General features: G+C 41.6%; 19 protein-coding genes (1 of these 19 running past the window's edge). 11 read left to right on the top strand and 8 right to left on the bottom strand.

Annotated features, from left to right (window positions below; translation table 11 throughout):
* The first annotated feature begins 688 nt into the window (after positions 1-688).
* The gene (locus AACU33_RS01750; RefSeq protein WP_339375703.1) at positions 689-2,890 is read left to right on the top strand and encodes a GumC family protein; all 2,202 of its coding nucleotides are present in this window, start codon (positions 689-691) and stop codon (positions 2,888-2,890) included.
* Between the two features lie 138 nt (positions 2,891-3,028).
* Complete coding sequence (locus AACU33_RS01745; RefSeq protein WP_096595087.1) at positions 3,029-3,604, top strand: DUF2808 domain-containing protein; 576 nt, start codon at positions 3,029-3,031, stop codon at positions 3,602-3,604.
* Between the two features lie 67 nt (positions 3,605-3,671).
* Here AACU33_RS01745 and AACU33_RS01740 read toward each other — a convergent pair whose 3' ends face one another.
* The gene (locus AACU33_RS01740; RefSeq protein ID WP_096586755.1) at positions 3,672-6,257 is read right to left on the bottom strand and encodes an adenylate/guanylate cyclase domain-containing protein; all 2,586 of its coding nucleotides are present in this window, start codon (positions 6,255-6,257) and stop codon (positions 3,672-3,674) included.
* A 928-nt stretch (positions 6,258-7,185) separates the two neighbouring features.
* Here AACU33_RS01740 and AACU33_RS01735 point away from each other — a divergent pair.
* From AACU33_RS01735 to AACU33_RS01725, 3 genes are all read left to right on the top strand, one after another.
* A complete protein-coding gene (locus AACU33_RS01735) occupies positions 7,186-7,371 on the top strand; it encodes a hypothetical protein (RefSeq protein WP_096586754.1) in 186 nt (61 codons plus the stop codon).
* A 188-nt stretch (positions 7,372-7,559) separates the two neighbouring features.
* On the top strand, positions 7,560-10,010 hold the full coding sequence (locus AACU33_RS01730) for a two-partner secretion domain-containing protein (RefSeq protein ID WP_096586753.1): 2,451 nt from the start codon (positions 7,560-7,562) through the stop codon (positions 10,008-10,010).
* 355 nt (positions 10,011-10,365) lie between these two features.
* Entirely contained in the window at positions 10,366-10,719 is a 354-nt protein-coding gene (locus tag AACU33_RS01725; protein ID WP_096586752.1) for a Rieske (2Fe-2S) protein, read from the top strand.
* A 113-nt stretch (positions 10,720-10,832) separates the two neighbouring features.
* On the opposite strand, the gene AACU33_RS01720 is transcribed toward AACU33_RS01725, so the two are convergent.
* Complete coding sequence (locus AACU33_RS01720; protein WP_096586751.1) at positions 10,833-13,121, bottom strand: hybrid sensor histidine kinase/response regulator; 2,289 nt, start codon at positions 13,119-13,121, stop codon at positions 10,833-10,835.
* A gap of 855 nt (positions 13,122-13,976) precedes the next feature.
* Here AACU33_RS01720 and AACU33_RS01715 point away from each other — a divergent pair.
* Positions 13,977-15,287, top strand: a complete 1,311-nt coding sequence (locus tag AACU33_RS01715; RefSeq protein WP_096586750.1) for a family 10 glycosylhydrolase — start codon at positions 13,977-13,979, stop codon at positions 15,285-15,287.
* 86 nt (positions 15,288-15,373) lie between these two features.
* On the opposite strand, the gene AACU33_RS01710 is transcribed toward AACU33_RS01715, so the two are convergent.
* Positions 15,374-16,408 (bottom strand): hypothetical protein, encoded by a 1,035-nt coding sequence (locus AACU33_RS01710; RefSeq protein ID WP_096586749.1) that lies wholly within the window; start codon positions 16,406-16,408, stop codon positions 15,374-15,376.
* Between the two features lie 10 nt (positions 16,409-16,418).
* Positions 16,419-16,664, bottom strand: coding sequence for a hypothetical protein (locus AACU33_RS01705; protein WP_096586748.1), 246 nt, complete (start codon positions 16,662-16,664; stop codon positions 16,419-16,421).
* A 705-nt stretch (positions 16,665-17,369) separates the two neighbouring features.
* Between AACU33_RS01705 and AACU33_RS01700 the strand changes: the two genes are divergently transcribed.
* Positions 17,370-17,621: a hypothetical protein gene (locus AACU33_RS01700; protein ID WP_339375702.1), complete on the top strand. Its 252-nt coding sequence runs from the start codon at positions 17,370-17,372 to the stop codon at positions 17,619-17,621.
* 74 nt (positions 17,622-17,695) lie between these two features.
* Positions 17,696-21,454, top strand: a complete 3,759-nt coding sequence (locus AACU33_RS01695; RefSeq protein ID WP_096586746.1) for a PAS domain S-box protein — start codon at positions 17,696-17,698, stop codon at positions 21,452-21,454.
* Between the two features lie 6 nt (positions 21,455-21,460).
* Here the strand turns inward: AACU33_RS01695 and trpB are convergent, their stop codons facing one another.
* Complete coding sequence (gene trpB / locus AACU33_RS01690) at positions 21,461-22,702, bottom strand: tryptophan synthase subunit beta (RefSeq protein WP_096586745.1); 1,242 nt, start codon at positions 22,700-22,702, stop codon at positions 21,461-21,463.
* 158 nt (positions 22,703-22,860) lie between these two features.
* Here trpB and AACU33_RS01685 point away from each other — a divergent pair, with 158 nt between their 5' ends.
* From AACU33_RS01685 to AACU33_RS01675, 3 genes are all read left to right on the top strand, one after another.
* Positions 22,861-23,202 carry a translation initiation factor gene (locus AACU33_RS01685; RefSeq protein ID WP_096586744.1) on the top strand — a complete coding sequence of 114 codons (342 nt, stop codon included), beginning with the start codon at positions 22,861-22,863 and terminating at the stop codon, positions 23,200-23,202.
* An 80-nt stretch (positions 23,203-23,282) separates the two neighbouring features.
* On the top strand, positions 23,283-23,444 hold the full coding sequence (locus AACU33_RS01680; RefSeq protein ID WP_096586743.1) for a YqaE/Pmp3 family membrane protein: 162 nt from the start codon (positions 23,283-23,285) through the stop codon (positions 23,442-23,444).
* A 124-nt stretch (positions 23,445-23,568) separates the two neighbouring features.
* The gene (locus tag AACU33_RS01675) at positions 23,569-23,703 is read left to right on the top strand and encodes a hypothetical protein (RefSeq protein WP_339375701.1); all 135 of its coding nucleotides are present in this window, start codon (positions 23,569-23,571) and stop codon (positions 23,701-23,703) included.
* 210 nt (positions 23,704-23,913) lie between these two features.
* Here the strand turns inward: AACU33_RS01675 and AACU33_RS01670 are convergent, their stop codons facing one another.
* From AACU33_RS01670 to AACU33_RS01660, 3 genes are all read right to left on the bottom strand, one after another.
* Positions 23,914-24,699: an SAM hydrolase/SAM-dependent halogenase family protein gene (locus AACU33_RS01670; protein ID WP_096586742.1), complete on the bottom strand. Its 786-nt coding sequence runs from the start codon at positions 24,697-24,699 to the stop codon at positions 23,914-23,916.
* Positions 24,700-24,712: 13 nt separating this feature from the next.
* Positions 24,713-25,834, bottom strand: a complete 1,122-nt coding sequence (locus AACU33_RS01665; protein ID WP_096586741.1) for a carboxylate-amine ligase — start codon at positions 25,832-25,834, stop codon at positions 24,713-24,715.
* A gap of 68 nt (positions 25,835-25,902) precedes the next feature.
* Positions 25,903-26,846, bottom strand: the 3' portion of a protein-coding gene (locus tag AACU33_RS01660) for a glycosyltransferase (RefSeq protein ID WP_096586740.1). Its footprint extends 586 nt past the window's final position; only the last 944 of its 1,530 coding nucleotides appear in the window; the start codon falls outside the window, past its right edge; the stop codon is at positions 25,903-25,905.

The raw sequence follows: 26,846 nt of genomic DNA, 5'->3' as shown, positions 1-26,846 counted from the left end.
CCTAATATCGTTTGGTAAAGACATCTCTTAGTTGAGACAGCACGCAGAGAGATTTGAGAAAATTCCTCCTCTACTGCTGCTGTACACCTCGTTTGTTTTCACGAACATATTCCCAGTCCGAAGTGCAGGGTGAAATATCGGTAAGTACTTTGCGTTTAATAAAGCCTCATAATTGATACTGTTACATATTTTATACTTTTGTTTCCCAATCATACTCAGGCTTACTGAAAGAAGCCAGAATATACTTGCGCAAGTATACTTTTGTTGGGGTTAATACAATGGTCATTGCTAAACTACGTAAAAATAACACTGCACCAGCCAATTTATTTGGCTAAGGTTGTAGCAACATCCGTATTCAGAGGGACGCGATCGCTGCTAAATAACAGTTAATTGAAGTTGACATAAGCCAAAGTATAAATACTCGTTATTCTCTGCATCTCCAAAAATATTGACTAGTTGTTGCTAAAAGTTTAAAACAGCTATATAAATTCTCAATTGCTTGAAAATCCTTAAGGGAAAGCCAATCTCAGTAAATATATTTATATTCAAATCACCAAAATTTAGATTTACCTAAACTGAGTCTTGACTTTTTCAATTCAACCACTTAATTAGAATTACGATAGTGTGCCTTGGCTTGCTAAAAGCTGTAATGAAAACCCTTAACTATCTGATTACACAATAAGAAGTAATGATGGAGAATCATTTTACTAAAACCTCAAGTTACGAACGAAATGGAAGTTCTGCCTATCCAGTACTTTCATCTCAACTTCCTTCATGGTTTGAAAAGGAAAGTAATGATTGGGATTTACGGCAATTTCTAGGCCTTTTACAGCGGCGAGCCTTAATTATTGCGGGAGTAGCTACTGTAGTGATGAGTGGTGTCTCCTACTCAACACTCAACCAGAAACCAGTCTATGAAAGCAATTTTCGACTTTTAGTAGAACCTGTAAATGAAGAAAAATCTTTAGTACAACTGACAATCGATCCTAGCGGCTCAGATAAGTCAGGAAATTTAGACTACGAAAGTCAAATTCAAGTTCTCAAAAGTCCTGAGCTAATGGCAGGTATCGTCAAGCAGATTCAATATTACTATCCTGAAATCAGCTATGAATCTCTACTTAAGTCTTTAACTATCCGTCGCTTGGGCACAACTAAAATTATAGAAGTTAGTTATCGCAGTAACGATGTTAACAAAATAAAAGTAGTACTAGATGTAATTGCTAAGTCTTACTTAAACTACAGTCTGGAAAAGCGGCAAACGAAGCTAAGACAAGGAGTGCAATTCGTTGATAAGCAGTTACCAGGTATAAAAAACCGCGTAGACCAACTGCAAAAAGAATTGCAACTTTTCCGCCAAAGATATGACTTTATTAGCCCAGATGCCCAAGCATCACAAGTTGCATCTCAAGTCAATATATTAAGCGGACAAAGATTAGCAATCGATCAAAAATTGGCAGAATACCGAGCTAATTTTAACAGTTTGAAAGGCAATGAAGGAGAATTAGCAGCGCTAAATAATGCAAATGTATATCAGCAATTAGTTGTGCAGTTGCGTCAATTAGAAGCGCAAATTTCTGGTGAGTTAGCTCGCTTTCAAGAAGATAGCCCCCCACTACAAGTTTTAAGACAAAAGAGAGCAAATTTATTACCATTACTCCAGCAAGAAGCACAGCGGTTTGTTGGAGTAAAGTTTGCTGAGTTAGCAACTCAAATTCAGAGCTTAGAAGTTCAAAGTCAAGAACTAAAAAAAGCTGAGATTAAACTTGATAGTGAAGTTAAACTTTTACCAGTTTTATCAAGGAAATATACTGAACTTCAGCGAGATTTACAAATTGCAACAGAAAGTTTAAATCGCTTTGTAGTTACTCGGGAAACTCTACAAATTCAGGTTGCTCAAACAGAACTACCTTGGGAATTAATTCAAGAGGCACTTCAACCCGAAGAGCCAATATCACCTAATATACCCCGTAGTTTAACTATAGGAGTGATAGCTAGTTTACTTTTAGGTTTTGGCATCAGCTTACTCATAGAGAAAGTAGACAATACTTACCATAATGTTGGAGATTTAAAGGAAAATATTAAACTACCTTTGTTAGGAATTTTACCTTTTGAGAAGAAAGTTCAAAATAGTCTTTACCACAACCTAGAACGCAGCAATTCTTCAGAAAAAAGCCTCTTCAATTTTTCTCGAAAATTTTCCAAGGTGTCTAATATTTTACATCGTGCTCCTGCAAGCGATCGCTACTACGGCCAAGGTAAGTTCTGGGAATCTTTACAAGTCTTGTATTCAAATATTCAACTGCTCAATTCCGATCAACCGATTCACTCCTTAATTATTAGTTCAGCACTCCCAGGTGATGGTAAGTCTACTGTTTCGTTCCAGCTAGCGCAAATAGCAGCTGCAATGGGTAAACGAGTATTGCTTGTAGATGCTGATTTACGCAGGCCTCAAGTTCACCATCTATGCGATTTAAATAATTTGTGGGGATTGAGTAGTTTAATTTCAACAAATATCCCAGCAGGGCAGGTCATCCGGCAAATGCCTGAGATGAACAACTTGTCTGTTGTCACTTCTGGCCCTATACCACCCGATCCTGCAAGGCTGCTTTCGTCAGAAAAGATGAAGCAACTGATGGGATATTTCCATAGAACTTTTGACTTAGTAATATATGATGTTCCACCAATAGTTGGGTTAGTTGATGCCAGAATGCTAGCACCCTACACGGATGGTGTTGTTTTGGTGGTAAGGTTAGATAAAACAGATAAATCAGGGCTAATGCAAGCTCAAGATAGCCTAAAAATTTCTCCAGTCAACGTCTTAGGTATTGTTGCTAATGGAGATAAGACTAAGTACAAAGGCTACAAACATTACTATAAAACTCATAAGTAAATACAAAAGGACTTATACCAGTTGCAAATTCAAAATTCACAGCAGTTCTAGCCCTTTATTTCTAGTAGTTTAGTCCTGACTACGAAGTTATCTTAGATGCGTTATCGTGAATAAAGGGTGCGTGATTTGGGTAGAGCAATGCGCGTTGCAGTGATATTGAGCATAGCGATCGCAACCGTAACTGGACTTGTAGGATATACTTTAAAACCAAGTCCCGCAATTCAGTTGCAAGATGGGACGGTGTATTTTGCTGAACCGCCGCGCTTGGTTAGTGCAACTACTACCTATAATGAAGTCTACGTATGGGGTGCAACCTATTACTTTACTCTCAACTTGCCAGAAAATGCTGGGGAACCACTGCAAAAAGTCACAATCAACCAGCGTGAGGGGCTAGATTACGTTCGCTTCGACCTAAAAAACACTGTTGCCTTTGCAGAGACTAGCTCCCATACAAAACAGAAGCTAGGATTAAAAGATGCAACTAGCGATCGCAAAACTCGAACCACATCACTAATATTCGATCCGCCAGTAGATCCAGGAAAAACGATTACAATTGCCCTCCAACCCAGACAAAATCCTAGTGTTTCAGGTGTTTATTTGTTTGGCGTCACAGCTTTTCCCGCAGGTAAAAAATCCCACGGGCAATTTCTCGGCTATGGGCGACTAACTTTTTATAGCCACGGTCACTCTATATTTTCACCTTTTGGATGGTAAGCAATAGTCAATAGTCAAAAAAATTCTGATGTTGGACTTTGGACTATGAACTCTTGACTCTTATCTTTTATTTTTCTTTAAAAGTCCAAACACCTTCATCCCAATCTGCATCTGATGGGGGTGATTCTATCCAGTGTTGACAACGACGCATATGCAACATAGCAGCTTTGTCGTTACTATCAGCAGCTAAAACTTTGACAAACTCAGCTTGAGCCAAGCTAAACTCGCGATTAATATAATACTCTCGCCCTTTATGATAGTGCTCAATTACTTCTAATTTTTGGCTACTAATAGGATCGGAACGTAAACTTAAGAGTTCATAAATAGCTACTGGTTCATTTCTACCTTTGACGCGAATATAATCTAATTCCCTCGCCCAAATTTTGTCGCGGCAAGGTTTATAAGTGTTATCGCTAATAATGATGTCACAACCGTACTGTTTGCTGACGCTTTCTAGTCGAGAACCGAGGTTAACACCATCGCCAATGGCTGTAAATTCCATTCTTTTACTGGAGCCAATATTACCGCTAATAACAGTATCAGAATTAATGCCAATACCAATGTTGATTCTCGGCTTATTAGCTAAGTAGCGACGTTGATTAAAATCTTGCAACCGCTGGCGCATTTCTAAAGATGTTTGGACGGCCATCCAAGCGTGTTCTTCTAATGGTAAAGGAGAGCCAAACACAGCCATAATCGCATCACCAATATACTTATCAAGGGTGCCTTTATGTTTAAAAACTGCCTCTACCATTGATTCAAAATATTCATTGAGCATACTCACAACTTCTTCGGCTTCTAGATTTTCAGTTAAAGTTGTGTAGCCACGAATATCAGAAAATAAAATCGAAACTTCTTTGCGATCGCCTCCTAATTTAGCATCATCTAACTTCAGTAATTCTTCCGCTAACTCTTGAGTCATGTAGCGGTACATGGTACTTTTGAGGCGCTTTTCATCGCTGATGTCTTCCATCACAACTAATGCACCACTGACTTGTTGGCGATCGCTAGCATCAGCGATAGTATTAATCGATAAATTGATACTATGCTGTTCTGTACCAGCAGTTATCAAAGTGCGATCGGGATAATATTGCTGTCGGTGTTTTAAGTCGGCTGCATTTAAAGCTTTCTCACACCATTTACTAAAATTACCTTCTTTAATAGTAATGACATCTTGAATAGATAGACCTTCCAATCGGTCTTGTTCTTTTAAATCTAACAAGCGTTTCGCACTTTCATTTGCAGCAATAATTAACCCAGCTTTATCAGTGGAAATTACACCATTAGAAAGACTGCGCAAAATATCGCGCTGCATTTGTTCTTGTTGTTTAACCGTGGCAAATAACTGAGCATTTTGTAGCGCTACTCCTGCTTGAATATTAAAAGCTTCCATGAACTCTTCATCGTTATGATCGAAACTCGCTTGGAAGCATTCGGGAGCCTTGGGCCAAAGACTATGATCGTAAGGTGGAAAATCTCCTGATTTTCGTTTATTTACTAACTGAGTAACGCCGATTAATTGCCGATCTGCGTTAAACACTGGCATACAAAGTAAGCTACAGGTACGAAAGCTTGTTTGTTGGTCAATTTTTTTGGCTGTCTCTGAGTCTGGATGGTCATACAAGTCAAAGGGAATATTGAGTTTTTTTCCGGATGCAGCTACTATGCCAGCAAAGCCTTTACCGATGGGAACTCGTAATTCTTTTGTTGTACCATCATCTTGAGTAATCTTTGTCCATAAATCTTGGCGATCGCGATCGATTAACCATAATGTACTGCGATCGGCATTCATTAATTCCTTAGCTTCATCCATTACCCTTTTTAGGGTATCTTCTAAATCCAGACTGCTTTGAGAAAGCGACTTAATCGCTTTCATTAATGCTGCGGCTGCTCTTTGTTTTTGGGTTGCTACATAAAAAGAGCGCGATGATTCTAAAATTAATCGAATTGATGGCGCAAATTCTTGAAATAATTCTTCGTCTGCGTGAGTAAAGCCTCTGGTATCAATCCGGTCTGCAATTGGAGCATCTGGATTATGTACGGGTTTTAATTTATTTAGTAATTGTACTACCGCTACTAATTGTCCGTGTTCGTTCAACAATGGCAAAGCCAGCATTGTATATGTACGATAGCCAGTAATTTTTTCTTGCTCCCGCGCAAATACCGAACGGGGATCTTGATAAAAATCATAGGGAATATTGATAACTTTTTTGAAAGTTGCAACTTCTCCAGCAATACCTTTATCTGCGGGAATGCGAATTTCTAAAGAGCGATCGCCTTCTGCCTCAGCTAAAATTGACCATAGTTGTTGCTTTTCTTCATCTAATAAAAAGATTGTGGTGCGGTCTGCGCCTAGTAATTCTCCTGTTTTTAAAGTAATTGAATGCAACATTTCTTCGAGAATTGTCTCAAACCCATGAGAATCTAGCCTCGACAAAGTTTGATGAACAATCTGTAATTTCTGTTCGACTTCTTTAACAACCTGTTTAAAAGTTTCTTGCGTTAGGGGAGCCAGAAAAGAAGAAATAGTGCCTTGTCTTTTTGCCAGCGCACCTACAGGAGCAACGTTCTCTTGTGGATAGCCATTTTCTGAATTGCGAACCCCAATAATTAAATCGGCAGTCTCATCAATACTAGGTTGATGCGATGACATAATGAGCTTTATATATAATGGTTATATTTTAGGAATGTTATTTAACTGTTGCTATGTGCAACAATCTCTAGACATTATCCACAGTTTAATCTGTTGTTGAACTAGCGTCATCCTGTGGAAAACTAGGTAAAATTAATAATCCAAGATTACAACTGTGCTGCTGTAAAGTTATTTCCACGGTTCTCAGCCTCTTCCGATCTGCTAAAGGGTTGGCGATCGACAAAATTTTAGTCAGTTTTGTCGATCATTTTCGTTCTGTGAAATTAAACGACAATCAAGGAATACCCTAATTCAGGCTAGCTGTAAAGAGATTATCCTCATATATCTGGCAAATAACACCTGATAAAGACTAACTATAGAGTAAAAAATACATATTTGTTGATTCACAGGATTTACGCGAGGACTACGATTTTACGTCATTACGAGCATAGCGAAGTTATCGCAAAGGCTGAGTTTTTCGTCACGAGTGCGTAAGTCCTAATTCAAAAAAATTAATTATGTTATTCAATAAAGCTGAAGTATTTTTTAAGACATATATCTGTAAAACTCGATGATTGATATTTAGCTTATTCCTAACATTAGTTCAGTATCACTAGTGAGAATAAAATCAGAGAGTGATACAACAAGCATTAGTAATTACTATGAAGCTAAGTATAAATATAGATATAAAGATTATCAGCATCAATAGATAAAGTGCAATTTCCCCCTACAAGTCGTAAGGTATACACAACCTTCGCAGATATTACTTCTAATATTGCTCGTGCTACTTGTAGAGGTCTTGTATTGATAATTCCCACATAGCTTAGTCAATTAACATTATATTTAAAGTTTTGTAACAAATTTAGCCTACTGCATAAAACCTAGAAAGCAAATCGATATATATGCGGAGATATTATAGTTTCATCTTTTCCCAGAGGTAAATTTGCAAATGGTTTACACATTAGAGCGCCCACGCACCTTAGTCGAAAGTACTTATACTCCGCCCAACCCCAAGCCTTTATTACCCGACCTAGAGCCATCATCGAAACCCGTCCAAACAGAAGAAGTGTCTGAACCTAGTGAAACTGAACCATCTCAGCCTAGCGAGACTGAAGAAACTTCTGAGTCAGAATGAAGAGTCCTGAGTACCAAGGCTGAATACTGAGTAAAACAGCGAGATCGATACTTAGTAGTGAGTAAGGGAAATATTTATTTAACTAAAATCAGGATCGACTACCAGGTACAATAGATTGCTACAGCCTTACCAGACGCTATTAATAGCGTTTTTTTTTGGTCGTTCTTGAGCAGAGGCAAATTTTGAAGATGGCTCAAACTAGCAAAGGTTGTGCTTGGCAACTGGGCTTAACAAATATTGGCGGGTTGACCTGTGGCATTGGGTTATTGATGACAAATGCTGCATTTGCCCAGAGTGCCATTACTCCTGATGATAGCCTCGGCAATGAAAGAACTCAAGTTATCCAAAATTACCTAGGTGGAGCTACAGAAGCGATCGCAGGCGGAGCAACTCGCGATCGCAATCTGTTCCACAGTTTATTAGAATTTAACGTCAGTGAAGGACGTTCGGCAGTTTTCTTAAGTCCTAACAGCAATATTCAAAATATTCTGGTGCGGGTTACTGGTAATAACCGTTCTGAGATTCTGGGCAAACTTGCTACTCTTGGTTCTAATGCCAACTTATTTTTAATTAACCCCAACGGTGTGTTTTTTGGTGCAAATGCCACACTCAACATGGGCGGTTCATTTGTAGCTAGTACAGCAAGCAGTATCAAATTTGCTGATGATACAATTTTTAGCGCTACTACGCCGCAAAACCCACCTTTACTCACCGTCAGTACACCAGTTGGTTTGCAATTCGATCGAGCTGGAGGAGAAATTAATCATTACGGATCTTTAGAAGTACCAACAGGTAAGACTTTAGCCTTGGTAGGCGGGAAAATTAACCTGAATGGGAATGGTAAGTTAGAAGAGAATCGTCGCACTCTCAAAGCCGTAAGCGGACAAATAGCTGTTGCTGGAATATCAGGAGTAGGAACAGTAGGAATCAACCTTGATAGTAAAAACCAGCCTTTAAATATTCCTAGTAACCTTATACCAGCAGACATATCACTGAAAAATCTAGTCGTCATCTTAGCCGATGGATCTGGTGGTGGTTCTATTCAACTACAAGGTAGACAAATTAAACTTACCGATGGTTCTATAGTCCAAGCAGACACCCTAGGTAGTGAAAATGGTAGAGATATTTTTGTCCAAGCAGAGCAGTTAACTCTTCAAGATGGCTCGCAAATCAAAGCTGGTACTGTTCCCAATTCCACAGGTTCTGGAGGAAGTCTAACGGTAAAAGCCACTGACTTTGTGCAAGTGAGTGGAACCATACCCCAAGGTAAGCGCTTTGCTGGTTTTCCCAGTGGGTTGTTCGCTCAAACCTTTGGCGAAGGCTCTGCTGGTACGTTGACTATAGAAACAGGAAAATTAATTATTGAAGGTGGAGCCAACGTCGCAACTACTGCTTGGCAAGGTAGGGGTAATGGAGGAAGATTAAAAGTAACTGCCTCAGATTTTATTCAAGTCAGTGGAGCTTCTTTTCTTGATTACCCTAGCGGCTTGTTTACTCAGACTCTAGATTTAGGAAACGCAGGTTCTTTGGAAGTTGACACCAAACAGTTGATTGTCCGGGATGGAGGAGTGGTGACAGCTGGTACAGGTACGGGTAGTCAAGGCAAAGGTGGGAACTTGACAGTACGTGCTTCTGACCTTATAGAATTAAGCGGCAGATCGCCAATCGATAAAGACCCTAGTGGCTTATTTGCGCGCAGTCGAGGTACTGGAGAGGCAGGTTCCTTGTTTGTGACTACAGACCAGTTAATTTTACGTGATGGAGCGCGAATCACTGTAGAAGCCCTAGGTTCAGGGAATGCAGGGACATTGGAAGTTAATGCTCGTGAAATCCGTTTGGATAGACAAGGCGAACTAGTTGCAAAAACAGTATCCGGTAATGGTGGCGATATCAGACTGCAACCACAGAACTTACTACTATTACGCAACAATAGTCAAATCTCTACTACAGCAGGTACTGCTGGCGGTGGCGGTAATGGTGGAAATATCACAGTTAACACCCCTAATGGCTTTATCGTAGCCGTACCTGAGGAAAATAGCGATATTACTGCTAACGCTTTCACAGGCTCCGGTGGTAGAGTGGACATCAATGCCTTTGGGATTTTTGGCCTAGAACAGCGCAGTCGAGAAGATTTGGTGAGACTTTTAGACAGCAACGACCCAACTAAACTAGACCCGCAATTGTTACCTAGTAACGACATTACAGCAATTTCTCAGACAAACCCCAATTTAAGCGGCGTAGTCACTATTAATACACCTGATGTTGACCCAAATAACGGTTTGGTCAACTTACCAACTCCAAAAGTAGAACTGAAAGTAGCTCAAACTTGTAGAGCGATCGCAACTAACAACAACAGCAGTTTTACTGTAACCGGACGAGGTGGCATACCTTCCAGCCCGACAGAAACTCTTAACAATGAAGCTGTTCTAGCAGATTGGATTTCTCTGGATAGAGTCCGTCAAACCGCCTCTCAACCAACTAAAAACCAAAATTCCACTAAGCCTAATTCTGCAAAGATTATAGAAGCTACAGGATGGGCGCTCAATCCCAAAGGAGAAGTAGTTCTGACCGCTAATCAACCCACCTTGGTAGCGCAAAGTTCTGGGAACCAGCCAACTGATTGTAGTCATTATCAATAATTGTCATTAGTCATTAGTCATTTCTTCCCTTCGGGTGACGCTCCTTCGTCGCTAACGCTGCGCTAACGCCAGTCGCCTGCGGAGGAGGACAGTTGCGTGGGCGGGTTTCCCGACTTGAGCAAACTGTCCGTAGGAAACCCTCCCGCAGCGATGGTCTCACCTTGTCTCCCCACACTCCCCACACTCCCTTATCCCCTCTTCCCCTGCTTTTCCGCTGACACGAGCAACACTGCTGCAAACTTATGGAATGATGTACATAATTAGCTTGTTGATGGCGAAAAAAACATTAAATTTCAAGTTCTGCCATCAAGCAGCTGCCCAGTAGATGACTTTAAAGTGAGGTATCGAGGTATTTATGAACTGGATTAAAGTTCTTGCTGAAAATGAGCTACCACCTAATGAGCGCAAAGTGGTGAAAGTAGAAAAACGCGCTATCTTACTAGTTCACCATAACAACCAAATTTACGCTTTAGAGAATTCCTGCCCGCACATGAAGCTACCCTTGCAGAAAGGTAAAATTACAGATGATGGAGCCATAGTCTGTCCATTCCATCGTAGTGCTTTTGACCTTTCTAGCGGTAATCCTACTGAATGGATTACCTTTCCCCCTGGTATTGGCAAGGTGATGGGTATGATTTCTAAGGAAAAAGCAATACCTGTTTTCCCCACTCGTGTGGAAGAAGGCAATATTTGGGTAGGGTTGCAATAAATTACTGAAGCAAGGCAGAGGGCAGAGGGAAAGACAGGTAATTTTTGAATTTTTATTTTGCAGGTGTCTTCTGTTCTCTGCTAAATGGTTTATTTATGCCAGTAATAAGTAAGTCAACTAGCTGGTTTTAACACACTTTGAATCGTCTCTAGTAATTTGTTAATAGTATAGGGTTTTAGTAAAAAGGCTTGCACACCAATACTATTAACTTCTAAAAGTTTGCTGTTGGCTGAGAATCCGCTGATAGCAATAATTTTGACGGATGGATTAATTTGTTGTATGACCCTAATCGCCATTAAACCATCTATGGACGGCATCTGTATATCCATCAATACTAAGCTGATTTCATCTCTATACTTAGTGTAAACAGAGATAGCTTCTACACCATTACTAGCGCTGATGGTTTTGTAATTGTAGTCTTCTAGTAAGGTTTTAGTAACCTCTTGAATTGAGTCTTCATCATCCACAACCAAAACTAATTCATCATTACCTCTAGGTAGATCGCAATCATCAATTTCTTGTGTTGCCAATTGCTCAATTGCAGGTAAGTAAACATTAAATTGACTTCCCTTACCAACTTCGCTATCTACTGTCACAAAACCACGGTGGTTTTTGACGATCCCGATCGCAGTGGAAAGCCCTAATCCAGTGCCTTTACTAAGTTCTTTAGTGGTGAAAAATGGTTCAAAAATGCGTTCTAAAAGATTTTTTGGTATGCCAGATCCTGTATCTGATACAGCAATCAGGACATAGGAACCTACTTTCGCCTCCAAATTCATCCTGGCATAAGCTTCATCAACAAAAAAGTTTTCAGCGGAAATGCTGAGGATACCACCATCAGGCATGGCATCATAAGCATTGACACACAGATTCATTAACACTTGATGTATTTGAGTTGGATCTGCCCAGACTGTTAACAGATTTTGTGTTGGAATATCAGTGCAAATTTCAATTGATTTGGAAAATGTACTGCTGATAATCTGCTCAATTTCCTTAAGCAAGTGCCTAATTTGTAAAGGAACTTGTTTACCTTGCGAACCTCGTGCAAAAGATGTGATTTGCTTAACTAATTCAGCACCGCGTTTAGAGTTATGTTCTAAAATTTTTAGTAACTGGCGATTTTTTTCATCCAGGCTGGGAAGTTTACATAGTAGCAGTTGGGCAACTGTCAAAATAGGCGAAAGTATATTATTTAAATCGTGGGCAATACCACTTGCTAAAATGCCAAGACTCTCTAAGCGTTGTGCGCGATAAAACTGTTGCTCAAGTCGTTTTTTCTCTGTGATATCTGTATCAACGGTAAGAATAGATTCTGGTTGTCCGTCTTCGGAGTACATCAGAGTCCAACGGCTAGAAACGGTTAATTCTTGCCCAGATTTAGTCATTTTATTGAGATCGCCGCACCATTCCCCTTGTTCAACCACAGTTCTAAAAGCTTCTTTGATTTGAGGCGATGTTTGCTTATATAAAAATTCGTGAGATTCTTTACCAAGAATTTCGGCAGATGTCCAGCCATACAAGCGTTCAGCACCTTTACTCCAAAACAAGATTTGGTAATCTAAATTGCGGACAAAAATTGCATCTGGCGAAATATCAATTAAGGCAGCTTGTTCGTGTATTTTCTGTTCTGCTTGTTTGCGCTTAGTGACATCTCTACCAACTGCTTGTAGTTCGATGACTTGCCCTTCCTGATTGCGGATAGCAGCAACTTCCCATTGAAACCAGCGGATACCATTAACTGTGAATCCCCGTTGCTCTTTTGTCGTTAAGCGATAAGGTGGCGATGTCAAGGATTGAATATTTGCCATGACATCAGGTAAATCTTCTGGATGGACAAACTCCAGTAGGCACTGACCGAAAAATTCATCCGCTTTAAACCCAAATATTTCCCCCGCAACTGCATTAGCAAAGGTTAACCGACCATTCATATCCATGCGTACAATGAGATCGGTTTGACTCTCAACTAGGCTGCGATAGAGTTTTTCGCTTTTTTCAAGCTGTTCAATCAAGCGTGTTTTCTCTAATACTTTTTGGATTGCAAGGCGAAAACTTACTGCTGTGATATTTTTTTTGATCAAATATTCAGCAGCACCATTTTTCATCGCCTGTAATGCTATCTGTTCATTTCCTTGATCTGTCAGCATGATGACTGGTAGATTTGACAAATCTAATCGAATCTTGAGATCGCTCAGAAACTCCAGCCCATCCATATCTGGCAGTAAGTAATCTATAACAATTACATCAGGAAATTGCTGCTGACATAATAAAAGTGCTTGTTTACCAGTTTCTGCCTCTAAAATTTGATAAGTATGTAGCTGATCTCGTAACAGATAGCGTCGGTAGATTTCTCGCTCTTGTAAAGACTCGTCAACTAGTAAAATTACTTGCAAAATTTCAGTCATTACTCCCTCCAGGAATTTACCTGAAAATTAAAGCGATGAGAACTGTCTGGGGAATAGCAAAACAGCTACATGGTTCATATCGCATTTAATAAAAACTAATCGTTAAGAAAGACTGACGCATAAACGATGAGATGCCCAGATGCAGCGAAATCTTATTGATATGAACTTTTAGTCCAGAAGCGATCGCTTGAATGTGTTCGTTGCAGAAGCAGTTCGCAGACACTATTGAATCGGACTCACTTAACTTACTCGTAATATCGAGCGACTGACTCTGTATTGAAATTATGGTTAAGGAGTAGGGATTAATGTAACAAATACCTCTTGTAGCTGAATTTAATTTTCAATCTAGGCAAAAATTTTGAGTATCTTGTGAAGATGAAGATTCTTTAAAGTTTTTTGGCTGAGATGTCACATTAATTATGCATATATCATCAATCTTTAAGGAGGAATTTCAGGATAGCTAGGCTGCATCCTTGAAAGGAATAGGCTTCTCCACCGTCTTTTTGAGAACGAAGATATATGACTACAGATGCGATCGCACAATCACCCTAACAGGATAAGCAAAAATTTTCTCATGTCTAAGTGTCCCTGTTTTGTGAGATCATGTCCCTATCACTGCAAAAGTTTACCCAATTTTTTGGCTTAAGTACCAAAAAAGTAGTTTTTTTACAAAAAAATTAAGTTGTTACTCTGAGAACAAAAGATACATCGGGCACTAATGAAGATTAGCTACGTCAACTATTTTAAATTGCTGAGTCTGCTTCAGTTTGTCTGATGTCAGGATTTCGATGCACAGGGGAATGCATAACTACCAGTTAACCAATTCTCTAGTAAGCATAAATGCTTGTAGACTATATGACTAGTAGACTCCATAAAAAAAGCATCCAATGGCGCGTGTGGTTAGCTAACGCATCATTCAAACCTATGAAACTAATTTTGAAATCATTTTTTCCTTTTCAAAGTTGGCGACTTAGACACGCGGCAACTTTTAGTCAGACATTGCGCAAGCGATTTTTCCCGATCCTAGCCTTGATATCGTGTATTACGGTATTACTGGTAGGCAATCTTACCCCTGCGATCGCTCAGGTTCCCCAACTACCTCGTGAGGAAATTCGCGGGGTGTGGATGACTAATAACGATATTGACATCCTCAAAGAAAGATCCAAAGTACAGGAGGCCGTCACTCAACTGCGACGGCTCAACTTTAACACGATCTATCCTGTAATCTGGAATTCTGGCTATGTCATGTATCCTAGCGCTGTGGCCAAGCGTACAAATATCCAACCCTTTGTTTTGCGAGGAGCGGACGGACACGATATTCTTGCAGACTTGATTAACCAAGCCCATCGTCAAGGGCTACTCGTCATTCCTTGGTTTGAGTTTGGTTTTATGGCTCCCCCAACATCAGAATTGGTAATGGAGCATCCAAATTGGTTTACGCAAAAGCGGGATGGTAGTAAAACTTCGATTAGTGCTGCTGGCGAGGTAATGTGGCTCAATCCTTTCCATCCAGAAGTACAGCAGTTTATCACTAGTCTCGTCCTGGAAAACATCAGCCAATACGATGTTGATGGCATTCAGTTTGACGATCACATGAGTTTGCCCTATGAATTTGGCTACGATCCATACACAGTTGCGTTGTATGCTCAAGAAACCAAGAATAAACCTCCAGCTAATCCTCAAGATCAAGCATGGATGCGCTGGCGAGCAGAAAAAATCACAGCGTTCATGGTCAAACTCAACCAAGCTGTGAAGGCTCAAAAACCTCGGTTGATTTTCTCCGTTTCTCCCAATTACTACGACTTTGCTTACAAGTTTCAACTGCAAGACTGGCTCAACTGGATACGGCTTAATATTGTAGATGAGCTAATTGTGCAAATTTATCGTCCCGATCTCCAAGCTTTTATTAACAATATTTCCCGTGCAGAAATCCGAGAATCGCAGAAATCGATTCCTACTGGCGTGGGAGTGATGGCAGGGTTGCGAAACAATCCCGTACCCATCAAACAAATTCAAGCCCAAGTGCGAGCTGCTCAAGAACGAGGTTTAGGCGTAGCTTTCTTTTACTATGAAAGCCTTTGGGAATCTGCCCCAGAATCAGTTGCAGAAAGACAAGCTGGATTTCAAACTCTCTTTCGTTCGCCTGCACTCCGCGCCAGAATTTGATCGTTATTCTCAAGTAGGGTGAGCATTTCCACCAAAACCTAGATATGGTGGGTAGCGTCCACCCTACATTGAGAGGGATTGTGAGTTTAACGGGAGCTTTTGCCTAGTATGGATTTTGCATCCCAAGTATACAATCCGACTTTATCAGGAACTCTAGAGAATCTTCCCGTGCGATAACCTCGCGATAACTCATTCAGTACCTTGCTTTTGACCTCTCGGAGTTCATCTGCATCTAGTTCTCCATAAAGTCCGGCAATCACTTCCGCAACAGAGAAGATTTTGCCGGAATTTTGTTTTAACAGAGAGGTAATAGCATCAATCAAAAATTGACCCTCGAATGCTGTCAGCATCGGTACTACTTTGGTCTTGGGAAGAATTAGCGATTTCTTCTTTTTCTGTTGGAGATTCTTGGCAGAACCATTGCTATTACTTGAAGAGAGCAACTTTAAATCCAAGGTATAACAACCAGGTTCGTCAGGAATTGCAAACCAACTATTACCTCTACCCTGTGTCAGTGAGGATTGAACTCTACCTTTAACGACTTTAAAGATATGTGGTTCTAGATCGCCATATAAAGCTCGCACAATAAAATCTATATGACACACAGTACCACTATGTTCTTGTAAGACTTTTTTGATAGCTTCTATCCGATTGATACAGTGTTGAAACTCAGGTAACATCGGATAATCCTGCCCCTTGATTGATTGCTCTTTTGTCTCAGGGGAAGCCTCGTTAACTGAATTTATACTTACACCTTGGTCATTGTTGCTATTTATAGAGTCAGTTGATGTATCCTCTGAGTCTGAAAATTCAGAGTCTGGAGATTTCACTTGAGTTGACTCTATTAAGTCAGAATTGCGATCGGGAATAGTAGCTGGCGATAATATCTTCTCTTTATTAAGAGTGGATGTTTCATCGGTAACATCAAGTGTGGCAATCTGATTGTTACTATCTGATGTTGACCAGTTAGATAACAAAGCTTCTACATGATTGAGATGCGATCGCGCTTGTGTATATAAGCGTTCGTACTCTTCTACAATGCGAGCATAGTAGTCTCTTAATTCCAAAAGTGGAGAGAGGAAAGCATCAGGAGGAGGTTCTAATTGTCCCTTTACAGTCATAAGGCGTTAATCAATCTAAATCAGATTTACTTTTATAAGTCATCGGTCTAGGTTTGGCTTTAGCCGCTGGTTGCTGCGGTTTTTTTGGCGCTTGGGGAGGGCGACATTGCTCGCAATATAACGGTCGAGGCCCGTAAGTCTCGCGTTTTGTACTCTCATTGCACTGCTTGCAGATAAAGTGAAAAACGCGAGTGTGAATTTCTCTTTTATGCGCTCTAACCGTATACTCTCTAACGTCTATTAACTTACTAGCCATAATAACGAGTTGTGAATTTCCGTCCTATCAATATAGCTATTCAAGCAAATGAAATAGCATCAGTGTGTATCAACTTGCCAATTTTCGGCAAATTTCCTGCTTAAGCTATAGACTCTGTTGTAAGTCAGAATTATTTAGCATCTTCAGAGGTTGTGTTAAAAGTCTTTGTTGATACACCAAGTTATTGGAGATTCCTCTAAATCCCCCTCCAAAAAGGGAGACTTTAAGGCTGTACTTCCTCCCATTCAAAGTTGGCTGGGGAGCCAGAACAAAATATCTAATATTTCAAGATACATCCTCTTTGCAGGATTTTGTTTCTACACTGATTCATACTCTAATGAGCTTTGTTGACGCGAGAGTGATTTTTTCATAGCAACCCCTGATAACCTTTATTAAATGAGCAGCCTACTATGAATTACAAGCTATACACAACAAATGTTTGAGCTTAGTTTACAAAAAGTCTAATTTCTAGCTCATCTTATGAGGCAGGTTTGCGAACTTCAAGCAATTAGGAGAAAATCAATACTCTATACTTGCTTTACTAAGCTAGCCTCACTGTAGACATTTTAAATTTGGTGTCATAGAATTCTGACTCACCAAAACAGTGCTGATTGGCGAGTACTGAGTAGCGAGCGATCGACTAATGTTCTTTCTTCGCACTCAATACTTACCACTAGAAACTCCTGAATTTGATGCGTTCCAGCTATGACTTGCGATAGATGTAAGCACAGTTATAGCATCTGCTATAGTCCAGTATCTAGGAAAAAATTAACAGTAAAGTTGCCTTATGCCTGCGATCGCAAAGCTAGAGGTGGCAAAGTTGACAATCGAGACTCAGCAGCGCCTCAAACTTTTACAGGTGAGATTAGCAAAGAGGCTAAGAGTGTCTTTCTACAGTATCCACCAATGGGAAAACGGACGAGCGCAACCTTCATCACTGGCTATGCAACAGATTGAAGATCTGTTACACCAGAGGAGAGAACTTGGTGAGGAATTGTGGCCAAGTACTTTCAACAAAAGGAGCAGAAACTGTGACTGCTGAAGTTAAGGCAATTATCCCCCAAGAAATTGAACAAGTCTTAACTCGGATGGGCGGCGCTTTTGTTATGTTGGATCGTGAATGGCGCTATACCTATGTTAATGACAAGGCAGCTGAACTAGTTGGGATTAATCGAGAAAATTTTTTGGGTAGAAGTATTTGGGAGTTATTTCCGGAAATAGTTAATAGCCAACTGCAAGCAGAACTACATCGCGCTATCACCGAACAGGTGACAGTTGATTTTGAGTATTTTTCTCCAATAGCGCATCGCTGGTGGGAAAACCATATTTATCCCTCCGAAAAAGGCGTATCAATCTTTATTAGGGATATTACTCAACGTAAAATTATCCAACAGTATCAAGCTGCACAGTATGCAATAACTAACATTTTGGCAGAGGCGACAACTGTTGTTGAAGTTTTACCCAAGGTGCTGCAATCTCTGTGCGAACATTTAGGATGGCAAGCTGGTATTTTTTGGAGTGTAGACCCAAAAATAAATGAACTGCGTTGCATTAACACTTGGCAGTCATCCTCGTTAAAAATAGAGGATAGTCGAGAATTTTACCAATGCATAAATTCTCTTGATAGTCAATGTCTAGCAAATCGGGTTTTGGTAAGCGATCGCGTGGTTTGGGAGCAAGAGGACAGGAAAGATAGCGAATTGCAAGCGGCTATAGGATTTCCTATTCGGTTGGGTAGTGAAATTTTGGGTATAATTGAGTGTTGGAGTCAAGAAATTCTTGAACCTGATGCGGAATTGCTGAAAGCGATCGCTAGTCAAATTGCTCAGTTCATCAAGTGCAAACGCACAGAATCTCTACTCAGTCATAGCGAAGCGCGTTACCGTTCCCTAGCAGAGGCTAGTGCCTCGATAATTTGGATTGCAGCACCTTGGGGTAATGTTGTTGAAGAGATTCCTACTTGGCAGGCTTTTACAGGACAAACTCCGGCAAAATACAAAGGATGGGGTTGGTTTGACGCCATCCACCCAGAAGATCGGCAATCAATAGCGGCTATTTGGAAAGAAGCATTTTCTACACGTCAGGTTGCAGTTGCAGAGTATCGCGTGCGCCGACATGATGGCGAATATCGTCACATGAGTATACGTGGTGTACCCATACTTGATGAAACTTGTGAAATTCAAGAATGGGTAGGGATGTGCGTTGATATTACCGAACGCAAGCAAGCCGAAGCAGAACGCGAACAACTCTTGGTACAACTGGCTACAGAACAGACTCGCTTAGTTGAGAGCAATACCTTACTCGATACTCTCTTCAATAACGCGCCTATCGGTATTGGCATCTGGGACGAAAATTTGAGATATGTGCGCTTGAATCAGGCTTTAGCGGAAATTAATGGTCTACCCCAAGCAGCTCATCTCGGTAAGACCGTTGCAGAACTACTACCTGAGATAGATGCAAGAGTTACGGCAGCTTTTCGTCATGTAGTAGAGACAGGAGAATCTATTATTGCCCAAGAGGCCAGTGGTGAAACCCCTGCCGTACCCGGCCAGCTAAGGTACTGGTCGGTGAATTACTACCCGATCGCATTACCGAATAACATCACTTGGGTGGGTGCAACTTGCGAAGAAATTACTGCCCGCAAGCAAGCAGAAGTGGCACTCCAAGAAAGTGAAACTCGTTTTCGGCTACTAGCGAAAAATTCCACTGATATGATTTCACGTCATACAGTCGATGGCATGATGCTGTACATTTCTCCAGCCTGCCGCACAATTTTAGGCTATGAACCAGAGGAAATGGTCGGTCGTTTTAACTATGAGTTTGTGCATCCAGAAGATTTGGCTGAGATTGCTGAGAATTATCCAATCAACGCAGATTTACCAGATATTTATACCGTAACCCATCGAGCTATTCACAAAGATGGACATTATGTTTGGTTGGAAGCCAAGGTTCGCGCTATTCACGATCCGCAAACTAGAGAAATTATCGAAATCCAAGCATCTTCTCGCGATATTACACAGCGCAAACAAGAGGAAGACAGACAGCGCTTTTTGGCTGAAGCTAGCGGTATTTTAGCTTCATCACTAGACTATGAAATTACTTTAACTAGTTTGGCACAGCTAATAGTGCCCGATCTTGCTGATTGGTGCATAGTTGATATTGTTGATGAAAATCAATCAGTGCGTCGGGTAGCAACAGCCCATGCCGATCCAGCAAAACAGCAATTGGTAGAACAGTTAAAAAATTATCCTCCTGATTTAAGACAAACTGAAGGTGTTGCAGAGGTCATTCGTTCTGGTAAGTCACAAATTACTGATTTTATCTCTGACCAAAAAATGCCAGCAGTTAGCCAAAACGATCGCCATTTCCAACTTTTACAGCAGCTAAAGCCGCAATCTAGTATATGCGTACCGCTGATCGTTGGGGGACGGGTATTGGGAGCAATAACTTTAGTATCTTGTGGAGATCGCCATGACAACAAGCAAAACCTGATATTAACTGAGGAATTAGCTCGGCGTGCGGCTACAGCCGTGGATAATGCACAACTCTACAGACAAGCACAACAATCCCGACAAGCAGCGGAAGATGCTGCCATCCGTACTGCTCGTCTTTATGAGGCCGAACAAACTGCACGGGAAGCCGCAGAAACAGCTAACCGAATTAAGGATGAATTTTTGGCTGTTCTCTCCCATGAATTGCGATCGCCTCTGAATCCGATTTTAGGGTGGTCAAATATACTTCAAACTCAAAAACTCGACGAAAAAACCAGCGCTTATGCACTGAAAACCATTGAGCGTAATGCTAGGTTACAGTCTGAACTGATAGAAGATTTGCTAGATATCTCCCGGATTCTGCAAGGTAAACTGAGCTTGAATATTCACCCAGTCGATTTGGCATCTGTAATTACTGCTGCAATGGAGACAGTCAGACTATCAGCAGAAGCCAAGTCAATTTCCATACATACAATGCGAGAACCGGAAGTTGGGCAAGTTTTAGGCGATGCTAGCCGTTTACAGCAAATTATCTGGAATTTACTTTCCAATGCCGTTAAGTTTACACCCGCAGGCGGGCGAATAGATATTCGATTAGAACAGATGGGTACTCAAGCGCAAATTACAGTTAGCGACACAGGTAAAGGTATCAGTGCCGATTTCCTACCCTATGTGTTTGAATATTTCCGCCAAGAGAACAGTACCACCACCAGAAAGTTTGGCGGTTTGGGCTTAGGGTTGGCAATCGTCCGTCATTTAGTCGAACTGCATGGGGGGACAGTCCAAGCCCAAAGTCCAGGTGAAGGACAGGGGGCAACTTTTATTGTCAGACTCCCAATCATGCAACAGCGATCGCAGCCAGACAATGACAATAAAGAATCTCAGACAGCTTTAGATTTAAATGGCGTACAGATTTTATTGGTAGATGACGATACAGATACCAGGGATTTTCTCAGCTTTCTGTTAGCAGATTATGGGGCTAATGTCACGGCTACAGCATCAGCTAGGGAAGCAATAGCAGCTTTAACTCAGTCCCAGCCAGATATCCTGTTAAGCGACATTGGGATGCCAGAAGTTGATGGCTGGATGTTAATTAACCAGGTGAGAATGTTGTCGCCAGAACAAGGGGGTCAAATTCCGGCGATCGCAATTACTGCCTATGCTGGACAAATCAACGCCCAGCAAGCGCTAAAAGCCGGATTTAACAAGCATCTTGCCAAACCAGTTGAGCCAACTGAGTTAGTAGAGGTGATTGCTCAGTTGCTCAACAAGCCAAACGAAATTGAAAATGGCAAATAAAGCACCCTAGGCAGGATTTAAAAACTTCGCCACAGTTTGGACATCCTTATCGCCGCGCCCGGAGCAGTTAATTACAATCCGGGGACTACCAGTAAGTTGAGGACACAGGGTTTCTAAATAGGCGATCGCATGGGATGTTTCCAATGCTGGGATAATACCTTCTAACCGTGACAATTTTTGAAATGCTGCCAAAGCCTCTTCATCGGTGACGCTGTAATATTCAGCACGAGCAGTATCTTTTAAATAGCTGTGTTCCGGGCCGACGCCAGGATAATCTAACCCCGCACTAATTGAATGTGCCTCAATTACTTGCCCATCTTGGTCTTGCAGCAGATAGCTCATGGCTCCGTGCAATACACCAACTTGCCCTTTTGTCAAGGTGGCAGCGTGTTTATTAGTATTAACTCCTTCTCCCGCCGCCTCAATTCCAATTAACCGCACGGACGGCTCATTAACAAACTCATAGAATAGCCCCATTGCATTGGAACCACCACCCACACAAGCCAGGAGAATATCCGGCAAACCGCCCCATTTTTCTTGGGCTTGAGCGCGAGTTTCTTGTCCAATCACTGCATGGAAATCACGTACCATCATCGGGTAAGGATGGGGCCCTGCTACTGAACCCAAGATATAGTGAGTTGTTTCCACATTTGTAACCCAATCTCGGATAGCTTCAGACGTCGCATCCTTGAGAGTTCCCGTTCCCGCAGCTACAGGACGCACTTCTGCTCCCATTAATTTCATCCGGAACACATTCAAAGCTTGGCGTTCCATATCGTGGACGCCCATATAAATGATGCATTCCAGCCCAAAACGAGCGCATACTGTAGCTGTAGCTACTCCATGTTGTCCAGCGCCAGTTTCGGCAATAATTCGCTGCTTGCCCATGCGCTTTGCCAACAACACTTGACCTAGGGCATTATTAATTTTGTGAGCGCCAGTGTGATTTAAGTCTTCACGTTTTAAATAAATTTGCGGCCCAGTACCATCTGGGCGAGCATAGTGAGCAGTCAGACGTTCCGCAAAATACAATGGCGTCGCACGTCCTACATAGTCTCGCAGGAGTTGTTGCAGTTCTGTTAGAAAATCAGGGTCATGGCGATATTGCTGATAAGCTGTTTCTAGTTCAGCAAGCGCAGGCATCAATGTTTCCGGGACGTACTTACCGCCAAAGCGTCCAAAGCGTCCTTGTGTATCGGGAACCTGAGCAGTAGATGGGGAACTTGGAGAGATGGGTGTGGTAGTCACGGATTGATTTCGATGACGGGACGAACTTAATTATAGAAAAGTCTGAGCCGTATAGGATACGATATGCGATCGCAAAACTTAGGTGTTAACTCTAGAATCCCCATCTCAGTTGACATTTTCCCTTTTAACCCTTGACCTTTGACTCTTAATTAAAGTTTATGTCTTCTTCTAATTCTTCCGACAAACGCTTCGTCTATCGCGAATTTGGCAATGATAACTCACCTGCTTTAGAAAGACCGATTTCTGAATTACCACCGCAACAGCAAAATCTCAAAGTCCAAGCTACCCGCAAAGGGCGAAAAGGTAAAACCGTCACCGTAGTTAGTGGTTTTCAGTCCAAACCAGAAACCTTGACCGATTTGGTAAAACAATTAAAAACTCAATGTGGTACAGGTGGCACAGTTAAAGAAAATGAAATTGAAATTCAAGGCGATCATAAACAAAAAATTGTCGAGATTTTGACCAAGCTTGGTTATAAAGCCAAAATCAGTGGAGGTTAGGAACTAGCTAGATTAGGCTAATGTTATCTTTGAGATGTGAAATACGAGTTTGCTCGCTATAAAATTAGCAGGAGGGTTTCATGGATTTAATTCGGATTCTGGCTGCAATTTTTTTGCCACCTCTGGGAGTATTTTTACAAGTAGGTCTAGGTAAAGATTTTTGGATTAATTTACTTTTGACAATTTTTGGTTTCTATATCCTAGGGGTTGTTCATGCAGTATGGATAATCGCTAAGAAATAATTATTTACAAAGTTCAATTGGAGTGCATCCCAGTTTTTATTTTTCAATGAGATAATAACTGTCATTGCGAGGAGAAACGACTAAGCAATCGCATTGACTCGCTCTTAGTTGGAGGATTTTGCGATTGCCTCGCTTTGCTCGTAATGACATTCAAAAAAGTGGGATACTCCCGTTAAATTGGTTATGCGATCGGTATTTATCTGTATTAATTGCCGATCGCCAAAAATTAACTAAAAGCATCACCCATACACATGATTAGTCGCTTAGTATGAGTAGAAATCGAAGTTGAATGTTAAATAAATATTCTACACAAAGCTTGAACAATCGGAATAAGGTAACAATTATTGGAAATTTCCTAAATCCTAAAATTAAGTATTTACTAAAATTAGGTATTTATATATTGCGCTCGATGCTCAAGTAAAGTCATAGAATTTATTACAAAATATTCAGCACTATTATTTAAACACCCTCAACCGATATTTATATTTGTGCCGATTGGTGGGCGATTAAATAATTCCCAAGCATTACCACCTCTAAGAAAAACTTCCATCCATTGCGTCTGTTCGCCATGTAAATTATTCCAACCACTACTACCAGGTGCAATAGCTAACTGTCCAGATTCGACGGCAAAGCTATCATCGCTCCTTATGGCTTTTTGTTCTATTTCACCAATTTGCAAAAGCGCAGTATCACTTTGGTTTGTCTGGCTAGGCTCATGCTTGATAGTGGTTTTCAAATTACCGTAGCCATCAATATAAGCTATACAGTTAGACGGCACATCAGGTATATCAGAACCAGGAATCTCTTCAGCTAAAGCATCAGGTTGACCCAAGGCGATCGCTCCTGCTGCTTCTGGAAACAAATCGCGAGACCGAAACTGGGAACCTTCCGCTGGTACAGCAGCCCAACGCAACTCTACCGCTAAATCGCGCACAAATGAAAAGGCATAACCTGCATTCACACCAATAACACGCACACCAGTTGGTAAGGGTGCGAAAGCGAGACGCTCACCTGCATTTCCAGTACGCGAACGTTCGTCATCTTCACGGGGCGCAACATTGTGATAAATTATTGTCCCAGCTGGAGCTTGATTCAAACCCAACTGCGCGATACAGAATCCTGCTGCTAGTGTGGTAAAAGCTGGTACGGGTGTAAGTATCGGTTCTGCATCTGGTAGATGAAGCTTGATACGCTGCACCACTTCTGCGAAAGCAAGGTCGCCAAACCCGTAATCAGCAATAATGTGAACTAGCATAAAGTCCTGTCTCCTATACTGACGCTATCCCTTTTGCTGTGTCTCGGACAATGAGATCGACAACATCCTCCAAGCTTCCTGTCTGCTTGTAAACTTCACGCTGCCGTGTTGCGCCGTTACCTTGCTGCAAGGTTTCCTGTACCAGAGACGAGACTTCATCCCATTCACCATACTCCTCAAGCGAGGGACGCAGGAAGGTAAGAAAGCTCTCAATTAGATCGCGCGCTGGGACAGCTTTCATAGCAGTAAAGTCGATTAAATCCTCATCTAAGCCGTAGCGTGCGGCACGCCAGTGAGCAACACGTATCAGTTCGTGGCGCACTTGCGGAAAGGGTTCATCGCGCATGGCTTGTTCGTAACAAGTCCGCGCTAATGCCCGTACAAGCCCTGCTATCATTACAGCTTCGTCTATTGTCTGGCAGACATCTGTGATGCGAAACTCTATTGTTGGAAAGCGCTCTGACAAACGTATATCCCAGTAAATCTTTGTCCCATCTTCTACACTCTTCGTATCCACCAGAGCTTGTACAAGTTTTTCGTACTCAGACAATGACTCGAAAATCAGTGGTGCTCCAGATATGGGCCATTGGCTCCAAATCTCCGTGCGATAGCTAGCATAGCCCGTATCTGTACCTAACCAGAAGGGTGAAGATGCTGCCAGTGCTAACAGTGGAGCTAGCCAAACACGGGCACGATTAATTACGCGGATAGCATAAGAGCGATCGCTTATTCCCACATGCACGTGACAGCCAAAGATAACAAGTTCGCGGGTAAGTTGTTGATAATCACGCATCAGCCCTTGATAACGTTCTTTAGGCGTCAGCTTTTGTTCTTCCCAGTGCGAGAATGGGTGTGTTCCAGCGGCGGCAATTTGCTTACCGTCCTTGGCTGCTGCTGCAATTACTTCCCGCCGCAGACGTACAAGCTCAGAGCGTACCTCGGAGAGTGTGCGACAGATAGGTGTACCAATTTCTATCTGCGATCGTTGGGCTTCTGGCTGCACCTCATCGCCAAGGACTTTCTGAGCTTGTGGTAGAATGCGTTCTACACGCGAACTCAACTCTCGTGTTTCAGGATTGATAATTTGATATTCCTCTTCGACACCAATAGTAAATTCTTCATTCTCGAATGACATACCTGGTGTCTCCTTTGCTTGTTGAAAAACTTGAAAATTAATTTATAACTTTTAATTCCCGAAATATTCTAAGGACTGCCTGTATTTAGTGCTATTTGATCGGAGTCAAAATAAAGCTTACTCAATTCTTCCAAAGAAACATCCGTCTGTGGTTGTGGATTACAAAAATAAGGATGGATTGGCAGGAGTTTCGTTGAACGGTGAGCCTTAGATGAGGACAAAATCTGTACGATCGCACTCAGGTATTTTTGGGCAGTAGTTTCCCAAGTATAAGTATTCACCACTCGTTGTTCGCCAGCCTGCGCAAAATGCTCCCACTCATGGTTATTACATAGCAATCTCTCCAAACCCTGCGCAATATCAGCAGGATCTTCTGGATCGACAAGTACGGCGTATTCCCGATCTCCCTCTCGCAGGCTCTCACTGGGGCCACCATTCTTAGTTGCTACCACAGGCAATCCCGCAGCTGCTGCTTCTAAGGGAGCCAAGCCAAAGGGTTCATACAGCGCAGTCAAAGCAAACACCGAGCGCCGTTTTGCCATAAATCGATAGCCCGCAGCTAGTGACTCTTGTCCTGGTAAGCCAAAGGCACTGACTTTTCCCCACAAGTCTTTCTCTTCAACCACCTTTCGGATCGGAGCTAATACTTCTTTCTCTACGATCTCATCGCCACTCTCCTCTCGCAGTGGATCGTCTAGCCCTCCTGTAAACAACACCAAGTTGGCTTGTTCCTGAAGCGTTTGGCTCATTGCGAAGGCTTGTACCAGCCCTAACACATTTTTTTTAGGCTCTAATCGACTAGATGCCACAATAGCAGGCAAATTTCGACGTGACTCAGCAATGTCCCGTACTAATCGCTCCTGAATTATCTGATAAGTAGGTTCTTCATTTTGGGAACGAACTTCTTTACCAAATATGGAAAAATTTACTCCCGGTGGAATCACTGCAAAGCGGCGATCGTTATCTACGTCCACAGCATCACGATAGACTCGATGAGAGTACTGTTCAAAGC

This window comes from Calothrix sp. NIES-2098 (assembly GCF_963875125.1).
Taxonomy (GTDB): Bacteria; Cyanobacteriota; Cyanobacteriia; order Cyanobacteriales; family Nostocaceae; genus Aulosira.
Note: the sequence above shows the minus strand (reverse complement) of the source record. Positions and strands in the feature narration are given on the sequence as shown.

What these genes read in the sequence shown, in the direction of transcription:
- AACU33_RS01750 (WP_339375703.1), top strand. Translation starts at nt 689, where the DNA reads ATGATGGAGAATCATTTTACTAAAACCTCAAGTTACGAACGAAATGGA.
- AACU33_RS01745 (WP_096595087.1), top strand. Translation starts at nt 3,029, where the DNA reads ATGCGCGTTGCAGTGATATTGAGCATAGCGATCGCAACCGTAACTGGA.
- AACU33_RS01740 (WP_096586755.1), bottom strand. Translation starts at nt 6,257, where the DNA reads ATGTCATCGCATCAACCTAGTATTGATGAGACTGCCGATTTAATTATT.
- AACU33_RS01735 (WP_096586754.1), top strand. Translation starts at nt 7,186, where the DNA reads ATGGTTTACACATTAGAGCGCCCACGCACCTTAGTCGAAAGTACTTAT.
- AACU33_RS01730 (WP_096586753.1), top strand. Translation starts at nt 7,560, where the DNA reads ATGGCTCAAACTAGCAAAGGTTGTGCTTGGCAACTGGGCTTAACAAAT.
- AACU33_RS01725 (WP_096586752.1), top strand. Translation starts at nt 10,366, where the DNA reads ATGAACTGGATTAAAGTTCTTGCTGAAAATGAGCTACCACCTAATGAG.
- AACU33_RS01720 (WP_096586751.1), bottom strand. Translation starts at nt 13,121, where the DNA reads ATGACTGAAATTTTGCAAGTAATTTTACTAGTTGACGAGTCTTTACAA.
- AACU33_RS01715 (WP_096586750.1), top strand. Translation starts at nt 13,977, where the DNA reads ATGACTAGTAGACTCCATAAAAAAAGCATCCAATGGCGCGTGTGGTTA.
- AACU33_RS01710 (WP_096586749.1), bottom strand. Translation starts at nt 16,408, where the DNA reads ATGACTGTAAAGGGACAATTAGAACCTCCTCCTGATGCTTTCCTCTCT.
- AACU33_RS01705 (WP_096586748.1), bottom strand. Translation starts at nt 16,664, where the DNA reads ATGGCTAGTAAGTTAATAGACGTTAGAGAGTATACGGTTAGAGCGCAT.
- AACU33_RS01700 (WP_339375702.1), top strand. Translation starts at nt 17,370, where the DNA reads ATGACTTGCGATAGATGTAAGCACAGTTATAGCATCTGCTATAGTCCA.
- AACU33_RS01685 (WP_096586744.1), top strand. Translation starts at nt 22,861, where the DNA reads ATGTCTTCTTCTAATTCTTCCGACAAACGCTTCGTCTATCGCGAATTT.
- AACU33_RS01680 (WP_096586743.1), top strand. Translation starts at nt 23,283, where the DNA reads ATGGATTTAATTCGGATTCTGGCTGCAATTTTTTTGCCACCTCTGGGA.
- AACU33_RS01670 (WP_096586742.1), bottom strand. Translation starts at nt 24,699, where the DNA reads ATGCTAGTTCACATTATTGCTGATTACGGGTTTGGCGACCTTGCTTTC.
- AACU33_RS01665 (WP_096586741.1), bottom strand. Translation starts at nt 25,834, where the DNA reads ATGTCATTCGAGAATGAAGAATTTACTATTGGTGTCGAAGAGGAATAT.